Source organism: Ruegeria sp. N7 (assembly GCF_056531345.1).
In genome coordinates this window covers 190,993-204,971 of the sequence record NZ_JBQFLR010000003.1, presented here as the reverse complement: position 1 = coordinate 204,971, position 13,979 = coordinate 190,993, and the positions used below count along the sequence as shown (strand labels likewise).

At 58.2% G+C, this 13,979-nt stretch carries 13 protein-coding genes; 5 read left to right on the top strand and 8 right to left on the bottom strand.

The window, feature by feature from the left end; all coding sequences use genetic code 11:
• Positions 1-2 precede the first annotated feature (2 nt).
• A complete protein-coding gene (locus tag ACR0ES_RS07000) occupies positions 3-449 on the bottom strand; it encodes an RrF2 family transcriptional regulator (protein WP_267366061.1) in 447 nt (148 codons plus the stop codon).
• A 93-nt stretch (positions 450-542) separates the two neighbouring features.
• On the opposite strand from ACR0ES_RS07000, the gene ACR0ES_RS06995 reads away from it, so the two are divergent.
• A complete protein-coding gene (locus tag ACR0ES_RS06995; protein WP_480869973.1) occupies positions 543-1,112 on the top strand; it encodes a gamma-glutamylcyclotransferase family protein in 570 nt (189 codons plus the stop codon).
• Positions 1,113-1,159: 47 nt separating this feature from the next.
• On the opposite strand, the gene gltX is transcribed toward ACR0ES_RS06995, so the two are convergent.
• Both gltX and ACR0ES_RS06985 read right to left on the bottom strand, forming a co-directional pair.
• Positions 1,160-2,485, bottom strand: a complete 1,326-nt coding sequence (gene gltX, locus ACR0ES_RS06990; RefSeq protein ID WP_480869972.1) for a glutamate--tRNA ligase — start codon at positions 2,483-2,485, stop codon at positions 1,160-1,162.
• A gap of 75 nt (positions 2,486-2,560) precedes the next feature.
• The gene (locus ACR0ES_RS06985) at positions 2,561-2,995 is read right to left on the bottom strand and encodes a DUF1801 domain-containing protein (protein WP_480773298.1); all 435 of its coding nucleotides are present in this window, start codon (positions 2,993-2,995) and stop codon (positions 2,561-2,563) included.
• Positions 2,996-3,111: 116 nt separating this feature from the next.
• Here ACR0ES_RS06985 and ACR0ES_RS06980 point away from each other — a divergent pair, with 116 nt between their 5' ends.
• A complete protein-coding gene (locus tag ACR0ES_RS06980; RefSeq protein WP_480483251.1) occupies positions 3,112-4,044 on the top strand; it encodes an MBL fold metallo-hydrolase in 933 nt (310 codons plus the stop codon).
• Positions 4,045-4,048: 4 nt separating this feature from the next.
• Here ACR0ES_RS06980 and ACR0ES_RS06975 read toward each other — a convergent pair whose 3' ends face one another.
• From ACR0ES_RS06975 to ACR0ES_RS06965, 3 genes are all read right to left on the bottom strand, one after another.
• The gene (locus ACR0ES_RS06975; RefSeq protein WP_480483250.1) at positions 4,049-5,380 is read right to left on the bottom strand and encodes an NAD(P)/FAD-dependent oxidoreductase; all 1,332 of its coding nucleotides are present in this window, start codon (positions 5,378-5,380) and stop codon (positions 4,049-4,051) included.
• Between the two features lie 136 nt (positions 5,381-5,516).
• Positions 5,517-5,741: a hypothetical protein gene (locus ACR0ES_RS06970; RefSeq protein WP_245220582.1), complete on the bottom strand. Its 225-nt coding sequence runs from the start codon at positions 5,739-5,741 to the stop codon at positions 5,517-5,519.
• 308 nt (positions 5,742-6,049) lie between these two features.
• Positions 6,050-7,708, bottom strand: coding sequence for an NAD+ synthase (locus ACR0ES_RS06965; RefSeq protein ID WP_480483248.1), 1,659 nt, complete (start codon positions 7,706-7,708; stop codon positions 6,050-6,052).
• A gap of 153 nt (positions 7,709-7,861) precedes the next feature.
• On the opposite strand from ACR0ES_RS06965, the gene ACR0ES_RS06960 reads away from it, so the two are divergent.
• Positions 7,862-9,343, top strand: coding sequence for an MORN repeat-containing protein (locus ACR0ES_RS06960; protein WP_480869970.1), 1,482 nt, complete (start codon positions 7,862-7,864; stop codon positions 9,341-9,343).
• Between the two features lie 4 nt (positions 9,344-9,347).
• Here the strand turns inward: ACR0ES_RS06960 and ACR0ES_RS06955 are convergent, their stop codons facing one another.
• Positions 9,348-10,013, bottom strand: a complete 666-nt coding sequence (locus tag ACR0ES_RS06955) for an SDR family NAD(P)-dependent oxidoreductase (protein ID WP_480869968.1) — start codon at positions 10,011-10,013, stop codon at positions 9,348-9,350.
• Between the two features lie 290 nt (positions 10,014-10,303).
• Here ACR0ES_RS06955 and ACR0ES_RS06950 point away from each other — a divergent pair, with 290 nt between their 5' ends.
• Positions 10,304-11,872 (top strand): 2-isopropylmalate synthase, encoded by a 1,569-nt coding sequence (locus tag ACR0ES_RS06950; protein ID WP_480483242.1) that lies wholly within the window; start codon positions 10,304-10,306, stop codon positions 11,870-11,872.
• 105 nt (positions 11,873-11,977) lie between these two features.
• On the opposite strand, the gene ACR0ES_RS06945 is transcribed toward ACR0ES_RS06950, so the two are convergent.
• On the bottom strand, positions 11,978-12,763 hold the full coding sequence (locus tag ACR0ES_RS06945; protein WP_480486707.1) for a 23S rRNA (adenine(2030)-N(6))-methyltransferase RlmJ: 786 nt from the start codon (positions 12,761-12,763) through the stop codon (positions 11,978-11,980).
• Between the two features lie 155 nt (positions 12,764-12,918).
• On the opposite strand from ACR0ES_RS06945, the gene ACR0ES_RS06940 reads away from it, so the two are divergent.
• Positions 12,919-13,965 carry a rod shape-determining protein gene (locus tag ACR0ES_RS06940; RefSeq protein ID WP_039523195.1) on the top strand — a complete coding sequence of 349 codons (1,047 nt, stop codon included), beginning with the start codon at positions 12,919-12,921 and terminating at the stop codon, positions 13,963-13,965.
• The last annotated feature ends 14 nt before the right edge of the window (positions 13,966-13,979 follow it).

Below are 13,979 nucleotides of genomic sequence, written 5' to 3'. Positions count from 1 at the left end.
GGTCAGCGTACGCAGGCCACCGGCTGCAACAGCTTCAGCAACGGGTCGTTGTCACAAACCAGCGCATCCAACGACACTTCGTCCAGAGACGCATAAAAAACTTCCGCCGCATCCTGTAATGCCAGCCGCAGCCTACAGGCATCGGTCAAAGGACAGGTGTTATCCGCATCCGCAAAACACTCGGCGATGGGCAAGGCCCCTTCGACATGCCGAAACACCGCGCCGATCCGGATTTGACTTGCCGGGCGTGCCAACGACATACCGCCGTTGCGGCCGCGCTGAGTGCTCAGGTAATTCAACTGGCTTAACTGGTTGATCACCTGAGCCAGATGGTTTTCCGAGATGTTGCAGACTTCGGCGATCTCGGCTTTGGTGACCAGCCGGTCCGGGTGTGCGGCGCAATACATCAACAGGCGCACAGCGATATTCGTCCGTTTGGTAATCCGCATGAGGGCCTCCCTGAATAAAAGATGAAGCTTTATTGCATGTCGCGGAAAAAAGCGGTTTGACATACATCAATCGACCCAAAGGACACCTCTCGCATGGCCGACCCCTATTTCTTTGGCTATGGAAGCCTTGTGAACCTCGCCACACATGATTTCCCCGACCCCCGCCCGGCAAAGCTGAAGGGTTGGAAACGCGCATGGCGTCATACCGATCTGCGTCCGGTCGCGTTCCTGACAGCTGTCCCAGACCCGGAGTCTGAAATTGAGGGAATGATCGCGCATGTCCCAAAGAACGACTGGGCCGCACTGGATGAACGGGAATGGGCGTACGACCGAATTCCTGCAACGCATTCGATTTCACATCCACTGACACATGAAGTTGAAATTGCGGTCTACGCCGTCCCGCAGGATCGGCATAACGAGCCCAGCAATCACCACCCCCTGCTACTCAGCTACATCGATGTTGTTGTTCAGGGTTACTTGCGGGCGTTCGGAGAAGACGGCGCGGATCGTTTCTTTGAGACGACAACCGGCTGGAACGCCCCGATCTTGAATGATCGCGCCGAACCGCGCTATCCGCGCCACCAGCAACTCAAACCTGCTGAGCGTGATTTTGTCGATGACCGCCTGACCAGTTTGTCGGTTCGGATTGAGCAGCCGGCATAAAAAGGGTCGCGCCTGGGCACGACCCTTTTTGCTGGAATAGTAGCGGTTTACCCGCGCGCGCGGATCACCTGCAGCAACGGCAGCAACGCAGCCATTTCCGGGCCACGCTCTGCACCTGTCAACGCCTTGCGCAGCGGCATGAACAGACCTTTCCCCTTGCGGCCTGTTGCCTCTTTCACGGCATTGGTCCAGGTCCCCCAGGTGTCGCCATCAAACGGGCCTTCGGGCAGCAGCGACATGGCCTGAGCGATGAATTCGCGATCTTCATCCGCAACCAACGGCTCAGCACCATCGCGGCACAGATCCCACCACCCTTTGAGGTCGGCCAAAGTGGTGATGTTTTCCCGCGCCATGCCCCAGAACGGTTCAGCCAGTTCTGCTGGCACCCCGGCATCCGCGACAGCTCCGGCCACATTCGCCAGCGGCAGCGATTGCAGGTATTTGGCGGTCAGCGGGAACAGGTCCTGCACGTCGAACTTGGTCGGCGCGGCACCAAACCGGCTCACGTCAAAGCCATCGATCAACTCGGCCATATCCGAGCGCAGCTCGACCGGATCGGACGAACCCAGACGCGCCATCAGGCTCAGCAGTGCCATCGGCTGCACACCCTGTTCACGCAGATCGCGCAGGGCCAGCGTACCAAGGCGTTTCGACAGTGCTTCGCCCTGCGGGCCGGTCAGCAGCGAGTGATGCGCAAAGCGCGGGCAATCCCCGCCCAGTGCATTGATGATCTGAATCTGGGTCGCAGTGTTGGTCACGTGGTCCGAGCCGCGCACGACATCTGTCACGCCCATTTCGGTGTCATCCACCACCGACGCAATCGTATAAAGAACCTGCCCATCACCTCGGATCAGCACCGGATCAGAGACCGAGGCCGCATCGATCGAAATGTCGCCCAGAATCCCGTCGGTCCACTCGATCCGTTCGTGATCCAGCTTGAAACGCCAGACACCGTTGCCACGTTCCGCGCGCAAGGCATCCTTCTCGGCATCCGACAGGTTCAGCGCGGCGCGGTCATAAACCGGCGGCTTGCCCATGTTCAGCTGTTTCTTGCGCTTCAGGTCCAGCTCGGTCGGCGTCTCAAACGCTTCATAGAACCGCCCCATCGCGCGCAACTTGTCAGCCGCTTCGGCGTAGCGGTCCAAACGCTCGGATTGACGCTCGACACGATCCCAGTGCAAACCCAGCCATTCAAGATCCTGTTTGATGGCATCGACATATTCCTCTTTCGAGCGTTCGGGGTCGGTGTCATCGATGCGCAGGATGAACGTACCACCCGCCTTGCGGGCGATCAGATAGTTCATCAGGGCGGTGCGCAGGTTGCCCACATGGATGTAACCGGTGGGCGACGGGGCAAAACGGGTGGTTGTCATGGGTGTCTCCTGTTGGCGCGGCTCTTGTCACATGGGCGCGTTTTTGTCCAGCCGCCGCTTGATCCATCAGGTGATTCAACGCGGTTCCACGGGCCATATCCTGCCAAGGTCGTCCAACCCGGCGCGGATGAGTTCCGACAGAATCTGCATGTCGATATCCGCCAGCGTGTTCACATACAGGCAGGACTTTCCCAGCTTGTGCTTGCCCAACCGGGCAAGAATGCCGCTAAAATCCGCGTAACCCGGCATGATATAGATCACCAGCGCCGACTTGCGCGGGGAAAATCCGGTTGCAAGAAAATCGCCCTCTCGGCCCGAGGCGTAGCGATAGTGATAACGGCCATACCCTATCATCGACGGGCCCCACATGACCGGATCAAACCCGGTGGTGGCCCGAAACAGTTCATCCAGAGCGCGCGCCTCCTCGGCCCGACGTTCTGATTGGACCGAATTAAGGAAGTCTTCTACACTTTGATCTGTTGGAACGGTTTTGTTCTGCGATCGCGACATGAACAAAAATTAACACGTGTTGTTCATCCATGCACCCTACGTGGATGTCGTAACATCTGGTCAGAATCTCACAACGTTCTAGTTTTTCTAAAGGTGTTCTGACAGGGAGAACGATAATGACAATCAAACTTACGCGCCGTGCCGCCTTGGGAACTGCTGCCGCCTTGCCGTTTGCCACGGCAGCAGCGCCGGTTTTGGCCGCAGGCTCTGACGCCAAGGCCAACTCGACCATCGCCAAATCCTTCAAGGTCGGCGACTTTACCGTCACGACCCTGCTGGATGGCAGCCTGCCGCGCGACGGCGCCAAGGATATCTTTGGCGGTGGCGCGTCTGATGAAGACTTTGCAAAGGTTTCGGCAGAGAACTTTATTCCCGCCGACACCGCCCAGTTCTTTTTTACCCCCTCACTGGTCAACACCGGATCGGAACTGGTGTTGTTCGACACCGGTCTGGGACAAGGCGGCATTCAAGCCGCTTTGGCCGATGCAGGTGTCAGCCCGGATCAGATCGACGTTGTCGTGCTGACCCATATGCATCCAGACCATATTGGCGGCATGACAACGGATGGCGCACCGACCTTTTCCAACGCACGCTATGTGACCTCGGCAACGGAATACGATTTCTGGTCCGCGCAAGAGGCCGGAAACAATGTCGGTGATCTTGTGGCCGCAAAAGTCACGCCGCTGGCCGAGAAGATGAGCTTTATCGGTGATGGAGAGCAAGTGGCATCGGGCATAACTGCGGTTGCGGCCCACGGCCATACTCCGGGCCATACGGTCTATCATCTGGAGAGCAACGGACAGCGCCTTCTGCTGACAGCGGATTTGGCCAACCATTACGTGTGGTCCTTTGCCCATCCGGAATGGGAGGTTCGGTTTGACATGGACAAGGCCGCCGCGACAGCCGCGCGCCGTAATGTTCTTGGCATGCTGGCAGCCGACAAGGTGCCGATGGTCGGCTATCACATGCCCTTCCCTGCCGCGGGCTTTGTCGAGACACGAGGCGAGGGCTTCCGCTTTGTTCCGGTCAGCTATCAGATGATGGGCTAAGCCCCTAGTAACCCGGATCCGGTCGCACCTTTGAGCCGTCGGTGAACCGAGACAGGCGGAACGCGGTCGGATCCACACAAGGGGTTGAATCAGTGACAAGGTCAGCCGTCAGGCGGCCGGCGCCGGGCCCGATGCCAAAGCCGTGGCCGGAAAAGCCCGTGGCGATATACATACCCGGCATGTCATCCACGCCCGAGATTACGGGAATGGCGTCGGGGGTAACATCAATCATACCCGCCCAACTTTGGACGATTTCACTGTCCTGCAAGGCAGGGAACCCTTTTCGTGCACTGGCCCAGGCTTGTCGCAAAAACTTCTGCGAAGGTTCAGGATCCAAAACCCGGCACAGCTCGAACGGGGTCACGTCGGTCGGCAACCATTTTCTGTTCTGACGGGCCTCGATAGCCCACTGTTTTGACCAGCGAAAACGCAGGGATTTCCATTCCTGCGCAAAGGCAAAACGAAACTGCAACCCCAGCCGGAAACTGTCTGGCACGATATCGACCGTGTTCTGATGTCCCGACGCGATGGTGTGCCCGCCATCTGCGCGCTTTCGGATCGCAAAATCATCCGACCATAGCGCAGTTTCGGGCCCATCTTTCACCGGAGAGGTCCGCAGAACTGTGTTCAGAACCTTAAGCTGCGGCAGGTTGATACCTGCATTACCCGCAAACAGACGCGACCACGCACCCCCCGCCAAAACCACGCGCCCGCAGGCGACCTTGCCGCGTTCGGTGAATACACCAGCAATACGCCCATCCTGAATGTCCACACTTCGCACAGCGCAGCCTGTCATGATCACAGCACCTAGACGACGTGCGGCTTCGGCAATGGCCGGGGCGGCCCATTGCGGTTCAGCCCGCCCGTCCTGCGGCATGTACAGAGCAGATGTCAGGCCGGTTTCGTGCCCGTGCAACAACTCTGCCAACTCGCGTCCCGACACCATTTTTGCCCCGGTCTGCAATCCTTCCACATGGCACATCCAACGCTTCAGGTTGACTTCTCCCCGCTTGCCGGACGCGCCGAAAAGAATGCCGGATTGCGCATAGCCGGTATTGCCATCCAGGCGGGCATCAAGGGTCTGCCAGATCCGCAACGCCTCTTGCATCAGGGGAATTTCGCGGGGGTCACGCATGCCCAAACGCACCCACCCCCAATTGCGCGAGCTTTGTTCAGCTGCAATCTGCCCCTTTTCGCACAAAAGGACGGAAGCGCCGCGTTCAGCCAGTTCCAGCGCGGTTGAAACGCCGATTATGCCGCCGCCAACAACGACAACATCAACAGATTTGGGAAGGGCAAGATCGGATTCTACGGGGTTCGGTTTTGGTGCCGTCATAAATACGCAATACTCTGTCGCCTGAACCCGTATGGGGACCAAGACCCAGAAGTTTGGCAACACGAATTGTCACAACGTCGGCACTATTTTTACGCCTGTGGCCCAGACGCCAATGGCAACGAAAATCCTCAGCACATCACGCTGCGCCGGACAGTTCCGCCCATTTCTGACGCAGCTTCGCGGTCAATCCGGTGTCTTTTTGCACGGTCTGCGCGGTTACGTCCTTCTGCGGCAACAAGCTTGGAAACTCAGCCCGAAGCGACGCTGCTGCCTGTTCGTCGGACAGCCGCTGTTCATTCAGAACACCGGCAATCGCCGCTTCCAGCTTTTCCTCATCCAGCTCCTGCGGCGGAGATTCCATCGTCCGCCGTTTCAAAAGAGCATGATGCGATCCTTGATATTCCTCATACATGTCAAAACCAAACCATTTACTCAGACATCCAACCCCGGATGCGTCACACTTCTTCAAAATCAATTCGCGACTTTGAGAATTGCGTCGCACCCGCCCCACATAGGGCAATTTTCAAGCTAAAATGTGGCAGAAAGTTGGCGTCACAACAAGTCAGAGGCCGGTTTTAGCGCCCGTGGCAGGCCCATAACGAGCAATCGGAAAACAATCAAAGGAAGGAAAACTTTACTGTTTCCAATTCAGCGCACGAATTGCGGCAATCAGGGGCGATCACGCCAGCGATTCACAATCGGATACCGCCGGTCCAGCCAGAACGCGCGGTTGCTCAGGCGCGTGCCGGGGGCGGACTGGAACCGTTTATACTCGCTGATATAGACCAGATGTTCGACCCGCTGTGCATCTGCTTCGTTGTACCCGGCGGCGACACAGTCTGCGATCGATCCGTCCTGATCGACCAGGATCTCAAGTATTCCGTCCAGCACCGGGTAATCCGGCAGGCTATCGCTGTCTTTCTGATCTTCGCGCAGTTCCGCACTGGGCGGTTTGTCGATGACAGAGGGACGGATCACTTCGCCTGCAGGGCCCATCATCCAGTCTCGGTGATTGGCATTGCGCCAGCGGCAGGTTTCGAACACACGGGTCTTGTACAGATCCTTGATCGGATTATAGCCGCCGTTCATGTCGCCATAGATCGTGGCATAGCCCACGGCGACCTCGGATTTGTTGCCGGTGGTCAACAGCATTTCGCCGAACTTGTTCGAGATCGCCATCAACAGCAACCCGCGCAGGCGGGATTGAATGTTTTCTTCGGTCAACCCTTCATCCAGCCCTGCAAACAGCGGTGCCAAAGTGCTGGTGACGGCTGCGCGGCTGTCCGAGATCGGCACGTAGTCATAATGCACGCCCAGCGCTTTGGCGACCGCCTCGGCATCGTCAAGCGAGGCCTGACTGGTGTATTCCGACGGCAGCATCACGCAGCGGACATTTTCGGCCCCGATGGCATCGACCGCAATGGTCGCGACCAGCGCGGAATCGACCCCGCCGGACAAGCCCAGCAGCGCCTTTTTGAATCCCGTTTTCCCCATGTAGTCGCGAAGGGACTGCACCATCGCGCGATAATCCTGCTCCCACTCATCCGGTTGAGGCACGATTTCACCTGATGCGATCCGCCAGCCGTCTTCGCCGCGCTCAAGATCGACTTGCGAGAGCAGTTCGTCAAAAACAGGCATCCGGAACGCCAGTTCCCCGCCCGGGTTCAGGCCAAAGCTGGCACCGTCAAAGACCTGATCATCCTGCCCGCCAACCATATTCAAGTAGATCAGCGGCAGGCCGGTTTCGACCACGCGCGCGACCATATGGTTCAGTCGCACATCGTATTTATCCCGAAAATAAGGCGACCCGTTGGGGATCAACAAAAACTCGGCCCCGGTTTCCTCCAGCGTTTCTGCCACGTCCGGGTGCCAGCTGTCTTCGCAGATCGGGCTGCCAATCCGGAAATTCCCTACCGAATACGGCCCACCCAATGGACCCGCATCATACAAGCGCACTTCGTCGAACACCGTCTCATTCGGCAAGTGGTGCTTCAGAACCTTGCTGGTGATCCGGCCACCCTTCAGGATCAGGTATGCGTTGTACAGCTTTCCATCATCGACCCAGGGGCCACCAATGGCGATTGCAGGACCTTCAGCGCATTTTGCGGCCAGCGCTTCGACCGCAGCCATGGCTGCGCGGTGGAATACCGGTTTGAGAACCAGATCCTGCGTGTTGTAGCCGGTGATGAACATCTCGGGGAAGGCCACCAGATCCGCGCCCGCTGCCTTGCCTTGCTCCCATGCCGCAACGGCCTTGGCCGCGTTGCCTTCGATATCGCCAACGGTCGGGTTCAGTTGCGCCAGAGTGATGCGGAAACGGTCGGCCATGCTGCCCTCTTGCCTCGTAAGTCCTATTGCCATTTAGCAGATCACCGCGCGAGTAAAAGACCAATGCGGCAAAAGCCGTTGCTCTGCCCGCAACGGTACCTTAGTTTTGCGAAAGAGATATCACCAGCGACGACCGGGCAGACAGGACCAGAAATGAACGTGATCCGAAACTCAATTTTGGCGGCGGGGATGAGCCTGACAGCGGCCACTGCTTTCGCGCAGGACGGGACCGTCATCGTCAAGGATGATGAAGTTGGCGGTGTCTATGAAGGCACTTATGAGAACGGGTTGCGGCACGGGACAGGAACGTATCGGCTGCCGAACGGATTTGAATACACCGGGCAATGGGTAGAAGGCGAAATTCAGGGTCAGGGTACGACACACTACCCCGACGGGTCAGTCTACGAAGGCATGTTCGCCAAAGGTCAGCCCGAAGGGCGCGGCAAGATCATCTATGCCAATGGCAGCAGCTACGAGGGCGATTGGTCCAACGGGTCAATCAACGGCACCGGCATCGCTGAATTCGCGAACGGCACGCGCTATGAGGGTAAATTCAGGAACGCCCAGCGACATGGCAAGGGCGTGCTGAGTTTTCCCGACGGATACATCTATGATGGCGACTGGGTCGACGGCGAGCGGCAGGGCAAGGCCAGGATCACCTATGCCGATGGCAGCGTTTACGAGGGCGACGTCAGCGCAGGCATGCGCGATGGCACCGGCACGCAGACGATGCCAGACGGGATGGTGTATTCAGGGGATTGGTCCGGGGACCAGATCACCGGGATGGGTAACCTGACCTACTCCAACGGTGACGTATACGAAGGCGAGCTTCTAGAAGGGCGCCGCCACGGCAAGGGCAAAGTGACCCACGCCCAAGGGGATGTGTACGAAGGCGATTTTGTCGACGACCGTCGCCACGGCAAAGGAACGTTCACCGGAACGGACGGCTTTGTGTATACCGGCGACTGGAACGCCGGGCAGATTGAAGGTCTTGGCGAAGTGACCTATCCGGATGGCTCTGTCTATGTCGGCGATTTTGTTGCCGATCTGGCCGAAGGAAACGGCAGCATCACCTATCCGGACGGATCGACCTATGAAGGCGAATGGATCGCGGGTGTTATCGAGGGTCAGGGCACGGCCACCTATCCCAATGGTATGATCTACAAAGGCCAATTCAAAAACGCACAAAGCCACGGCAAGGGTGTCGTTACGCGCGCAGATGGCTCGGTATATGACGGCGACTGGGTTGAAGGCGTGCGTCAGGGCAAAGGCAAGGCGACCTATTCCGATGGCACGGTATATACCGGCGATTTCCTGAACGGAAAACGGCACGGCAAAGGGGAAATCGCAACCCCTGCCGGGTTCAAGTATACGGGCGACTGGTCGGACGGAAAAATCAACGGCGTGGGTACCGCGACCTACTCGAACGGGGATGTGTATGAGGGCAGCTTTGTCGACAACAAACGTCAGGGCAGTGGGACGATGCGCTATGCCAATGGCCAGGAGGAAAGCGGTGTCTGGGAAAACGGCGTGTTGCCGGATCAGACCTCGGACCAGCAGAGCGACGCTGACACCCCTGCCCCGCAACCCGCCCCAGATGCGAACTCCGAGGCAACCGGAACCTCGGACGGGTGATGGCTCACCACGGGACCGGCTTACCGGCCCAATCATAGAACCCTCCGGTATCAGCGAGCGTTAACCCGCGTATCACGTTCAACAGGTTGCTGGCGGCTGCTTCAGGTTCGACGGCAGGATGTCGACCCAGGTATTTGTTCGTGAACTCTGTTTTTACCGTGCCGGGGTGAAGGGCGACGCAAATCGCCTGTTTATGTGTTCGGGCCAATTCAATTGCGGCGGTATGGACGACCTGATTGACCGCTGCCTTGGCCGCTCGGTAGCTGATCCAACCACCTATCCGATTATCCCCGATTGATCCCACCCGCGCCGAAAGCACCGCGAATACAGATCGTCTTTGTCGCGGCAACAGATGATACGCGTGGCTTAGCACCAATGCCGGACCAACGGCATTCAACGCAAACTGATCCATCATGGCGTTGGCTGAAATCGCCCGAATGGTCTTTTCCGGCACAGAGCCGTCTATCTCCAAGGCGCCCGAAGCCACCAGAATCAGATCAAACTGACCTGGTAGGTTTTCAAGCTTCAGCATCACCCCGTCCGGATCGGTCAGGTCAAAGCCGTCCTCCGACCGGGACAACCGCGTGACCGAAACGCCCTGCTCAACCAGCCGTCCGGTAACAGCTGCGCCTATCCCGCCAGAAGCACCAATTATCAATGCAGTTTCCATCCATGATCAGCTAGCGGCGCTGTGCAAACAATCAAGGCGGTCGAAACAAGGGCAGTTGCCAGAAGTTCGCGTATTGCAAATTGGTTCTTTTCATTCCCGGCGGGCTCTGTATAACCTCAATCCCATGATCAACCGCGCAGATATCCCTTGTGTCGACACCGCCCTTCGCGGTGCGTCGCTGCGTGGCCTACTGATCCTAATCCGCCTCTGAGCGTGCCATCCGGCGCGCCCGCTCAGAGGAGGACGCCAGCGCGCCATAGGCTTTAGGACAGAAGAAGAAAGAGAACCCCATGACCAACGTGACCGACCAAGACCGCGTCTTGATCTTCGATACCACTTTGCGCGACGGCGAGCAGAGCCCCGGCGCCACCATGACCCATGACGAAAAGCTCGAAATCGCCGAGCTGCTGGACGACATGGGCGTCGATATCATCGAGGCCGGTTTCCCCATCGCGTCCGAAGGCGATTTCAAGGCTGTGACCGAAATTGCACAGCGGTCGAAAAACAGCCGCATCTGCGGTCTGGCCCGTGCAAATTTTGCCGATATCGACCGCTGCTGGGAGGCGGTAAAACACGCCGAGAAGAACCGCATTCACACATTCATCGGCACTTCGCCGCTGCACCGCGCCATCCCGAACCTGACCATGGACGAGATGGCCGACAAGATCCACGAAACGGTCAGCCATGCGCGCAACCTGTGCGAAAACGTGCAGTGGTCCCCGATGGACGCGACGCGAACCGAATGGGATTACCTTTGCCGTGTGATCGAGATCGCAATCAAGGCCGGGGCAACCACGATCAACATCCCGGATACGGTGGGCTATACCGCTCCGGTGGAAAGCGCGGACCTGATCAAGCGTCTGATCGAAACGGTGCCGGGGGCGGATGACGTGATCTTTGCCACCCATTGCCACAATGACCTTGGCATGGCGACCGCGAACTCGCTGGCCGCTGTGGCAGGTGGTGCCCGCCAGATTGAATGCACCATCAACGGTCTGGGCGAACGCGCTGGCAACACGGCGCTGGAAGAAGTTGTCATGGCACTGCGCACGCGCAACGATATCATGCCGTGGCACACTGGCATCGACACCACCAAGATCATGCACATCTCGCGTCGGGTTGCGACGGTCTCGGGCTTTCCGGTGCAGTTCAACAAGGCAATTGTCGGCAAGAACGCTTTTGCCCATGAAAGTGGCATCCATCAGGACGGGATGCTGAAAAACCGCGAAAACTTTGAAATCATGCGTCCTGAGGACATTGGTCTTTCGGGAACATCCTTGCCGCTTGGCAAACATTCGGGCCGCGCAGCCTTGCGCGACAAGCTCGAAACGCTGGGGTTTGAGGTGGGCGACAACCAGCTCAAGGATATCTTTGTCCGGTTCAAGGATCTGGCAGATCGCAAGAAAGAGGTGTTCGACGACGATCTCATTGCACTGATGACGCTGGACGAGGCTGACGACCACCTGCAACTGGTTTCGATGAAGGTGACTTGCGGCACGGGTGGTCAGGCGGAATCGACGGTCGAGCTGGAGGTTGAAGGCGTGGACAAAATCGCCACCGAACATGGCGACGGCCCGGTGGATGCGACCTTTAAGGCGATCCGTGCGATTTACCCCAACACGGCACGGCTTCAGCTTTATCAGGTTCATGCCGTAACCGAGGGCACGGACGCACAGGCGACGGTTTCCGTGCGCCTGGAAGAGGATGGAATGATCGCAACCGGCCAGTCGGCAAACACCGACACCGTCGTGGCGTCAGCTAAGGCTTATATCCACGCTCTCAACCGCCTGATTGTGCGCCGTGAAAAAGCTGGACCAGGCGCGGATGCGCGCGAGATCAGCTATAAAGACCTGACGTGATTGCATAAATCATCCGGGCAACCGCAAGTTTGGTTGCCCGGAAAATCCAACACGACCCACGGTGATGGATTGGGTGCTTTATCCCGACCAGCGTCTCGTCTGCTGCTAAAGCTGCGCGAAAAGCTTGGAAAGGCGGTTCATTTCGTCGCCGATACAGAACGGCGCGTTCACAACAAACATACCTGACCCAATCATCCGGTGCCCCTCACGCGCAGGCGGGAATGTCACTTCGTGGCAAATTGCTTTGGGGTAGTTTCGCGATTTGAGAGCCGCAGTCATCCCGGCATGTCGATTGTCCGTCAGGATCGGGTACCAAAGGGCAATCACGCCCACATTCCACTTGCGGTGCAGCTTGGCGATAATGCCGGGCAAGCGGTCATAATCGGCTTTCACCTCGTAACTGGGGTCAATCAGCATCATGCCCCGGCGCGGAGCTGGAGGCAGCAAGGACTGCGCCAGATCGAACCCATCCTGCTGATAGACTTTCGCCCCAAACGGCGACATCGCCAACGACAGGGCCGCAAATTCCTGTGGGTGCAGTTCCGCGAGGTGCAAACTGTCCTGTTCCCGCAACATAGTCGCAGCAATCATCGGCGATCCTGGATAGGCCATGTCGCCGTACCGGGCCTCTACCTGCTTCAGGACCTGCGCCATCGGGTGGTCGGGCCCGAACCACCCTTCCCGCTGTGCGCGACCGATCCCTGCCTCTGCCTCTCCTGTCCGAATGGATTCGTCTGCATCCAACCGATACAACCCACGCCCGGAATGCGTTTCGATATAGCTGAGCGGCTTGTCCTTGCGTGTCAGATAATCCAGCACCCACGCCAGTAAAGCGTGCTTTTGGACATCCGCCAGATTCCCGGCGTGGTAAATGTGTTGATAAGAGAGCATTTTGCCTTCTAAAGTCCCATTCAATAAGGCGGAAAGGTGCTGATTGTCGCGGAATCAGCCCTTTTACCGGGCGTGATGGCACCCTATAAGTCATCCGTCCCGGAACCGTCGAGTCGCGGGCAGTAGAAAACCGACATTACAGGATCAGGGAAAACATGGGGATCTTTGGCAATCTGGGCGGCCTGTTCACAGCGGACATGGCTATCGACCTTGGAACAGCAAACACGCTGGTTTACGTCAAGGGGCGCGGTGTCATCCTGTCTGAACCTTCGGTTGTGGCCTATCACGTCAAGGACGGTGTGAAGAAAGTTCTGGCAGTTGGCGAAGATGCCAAGCTGATGCTGGGTCGGACGCCCGGTTCGATCGAAGCCATCCGCCCCATGCGCGAAGGTGTGATCGCGGATTTTGATACTGCCGAAGAAATGATCAAGCACTTCATCCGCAAGGTGCACAAACGCTCGACCTTCTCGAAACCCAAGATCATTGTCTGCGTTCCTCATGGCGCAACCCCGGTCGAAAAACGTGCAATTCGGCAGTCGGTCCTGTCAGCAGGTGCCCGTCGCGCGGGCCTGATTGCCGAACCGATTGCGGCCGCAATCGGGGCCGGCATGCCGATCACCGACCCGACCGGCAACATGGTTGTTGATATTGGCGGGGGCACTACCGAGGTTGCTGTTCTGTCGTTGGGAGACATTGTCTATGCCCGTTCGGTCCGCGTTGGTGGTGACCGGATGGACGAGGCCATCATTTCCTACCTGCGTCGCCAGCAGAACCTGCTGGTAGGTGAATCCACGGCTGAACGCATCAAGACAACCATTGGTACCGCCCGCATGCCCGACGACGGGCGCGGTCAGTCGATGCATATCCGGGGGCGTGATCTGTTGAACGGCGTGCCCAAGGAAATCGAGATCAGCCAGGCCCAGGTGGCCGAAGCGCTGTCAGAGCCCGTGCAACAGATCTGCGAGGCGGTTATGACCGCGCTTGAGACAACGCCCCCCGATTTGGCTGCGGACATTGTCGACCGTGGTGTGATGCTGACCGGCGGCGGCGCGCTGCTGGGCGATTTGGACCTGGCCCTACGCGAACAGACCGGCCTGGCGGTATCCATTGCGGACGAAAGCCTGAATTGTGTGGCTTTGGGCACCGGCAAAGCACTGGAATATGAAAAACAGCTGCGCCACGCGATTGACTACGAAAGCTAAGGCGCGCACCCTCG

Excerpts from the sequence above, each read along its gene's own strand:
- ACR0ES_RS06980 (WP_480483251.1), top strand. The coding sequence starts at position 3,112 with ATGACAATCAAACTTACGCGCCGTGCCGCCTTGGGAACTGCTGCCGCC.
- ACR0ES_RS06960 (WP_480869970.1), top strand. The coding sequence starts at position 7,862 with ATGAACGTGATCCGAAACTCAATTTTGGCGGCGGGGATGAGCCTGACA.
- ACR0ES_RS06985 (WP_480773298.1), bottom strand. The coding sequence starts at position 2,995 with ATGTCGCGATCGCAGAACAAAACCGTTCCAACAGATCAAAGTGTAGAA.
- ACR0ES_RS06970 (WP_245220582.1), bottom strand. The coding sequence starts at position 5,741 with ATGGAATCTCCGCCGCAGGAGCTGGATGAGGAAAAGCTGGAAGCGGCG.
- ACR0ES_RS06950 (WP_480483242.1), top strand. The coding sequence starts at position 10,304 with ATGACCAACGTGACCGACCAAGACCGCGTCTTGATCTTCGATACCACT.
- ACR0ES_RS06995 (WP_480869973.1), top strand. The coding sequence starts at position 543 with ATGGCCGACCCCTATTTCTTTGGCTATGGAAGCCTTGTGAACCTCGCC.
- ACR0ES_RS07000 (WP_267366061.1), bottom strand. The coding sequence starts at position 449 with ATGCGGATTACCAAACGGACGAATATCGCTGTGCGCCTGTTGATGTAT.
- ACR0ES_RS06940 (WP_039523195.1), top strand. The coding sequence starts at position 12,919 with ATGGGGATCTTTGGCAATCTGGGCGGCCTGTTCACAGCGGACATGGCT.
- ACR0ES_RS06955 (WP_480869968.1), bottom strand. The coding sequence starts at position 10,013 with ATGGAAACTGCATTGATAATTGGTGCTTCTGGCGGGATAGGCGCAGCT.
- ACR0ES_RS06945 (WP_480486707.1), bottom strand. The coding sequence starts at position 12,763 with ATGCTCTCTTATCAACACATTTACCACGCCGGGAATCTGGCGGATGTC.
- gltX (WP_480869972.1), bottom strand. The coding sequence starts at position 2,485 with ATGACAACCACCCGTTTTGCCCCGTCGCCCACCGGTTACATCCATGTG.
- ACR0ES_RS06965 (WP_480483248.1), bottom strand. The coding sequence starts at position 7,708 with ATGGCCGACCGTTTCCGCATCACTCTGGCGCAACTGAACCCGACCGTT.
- ACR0ES_RS06975 (WP_480483250.1), bottom strand. The coding sequence starts at position 5,380 with ATGACGGCACCAAAACCGAACCCCGTAGAATCCGATCTTGCCCTTCCC.